At 37.2% G+C, this 865-nt stretch carries 1 pseudogene; it reads left to right on the forward strand.

Annotated elements, in window-relative coordinates:
• A pseudogene (locus ACFIO5_RS10995) lies at positions 1 to 865 on the forward strand (translocation/assembly module TamB domain-containing protein); the annotation flags it as partial.

Raw genomic sequence — 865 nt, forward strand, 5'->3', positions numbered from 1 at the left:
TGAAAACACTGTTGGATAATACATCACCGGTTACGTCTTTTACTGGTTCTGTAAAGTGTGAAGGAACTTTTTCTAATAAACCATTGTATTTGTCTGCTTCTTTTAAGGATTCTCCTCGGATTCGAACCCTTGAAGATATCAAGATAAAAGGAGGAAAAGCAAAAATCACAGGTGACCTTTCTCAAATGGGCGATTTTGTGAAGGGAGCTTTACATATTGACGCTGATGATATTTCAGAATTTTCTGCATTATTTTTGCAGGAAAGCAGCGGAAAAATAAAAGGGGACTTTGTTTTTGATGAACAAAATAGCAAACAAAAAGCCAATTTCAAAGCGCATGTTGACCATTTAAGTTTTGCAAAGAATAAAATTAAAAAGTTGACAGTAAAAGGAGACGTCTTTGATCCTTTTGGCATGATCCAGTTTGAGGGTTTGATCAATGCCGAGCATATTCAAACGCCTGTGATGATGATTAATCGTTTACATGCTCATGCCAATGGCAAGAATGGACAAACAGTTTTTACTGTTCAAGCAATGTTCCCTAATAATACAAATGCGCAGCTTTCTGGCAGCATGGTTACGGTAGAACTTCCAGACGGCATACAACGAGAAGTGCAGATTAAAACTATAGATGTTAAACAACACAATCTTCATGCGACACTGCCTAAATCGGCTACAATTATTTTCGATAAAGAGGGAATGACAATTGATGAATTAGGAATTGCAATTAATGGAGGTAAAATTATTCTTGCGGGAAATATTCAAGATTCCCTTAATCTGCACCTTACAATGAATGCGTTCCCTGCTGCTTTAGTTAATCTATGGAAATCCAACCTTGGAGTAGCTGGTACTGTAACAGGGCAGAT

The sequence above is a fragment of the Bartonella sp. AA86SXKL genome (genome assembly GCF_042196885.1).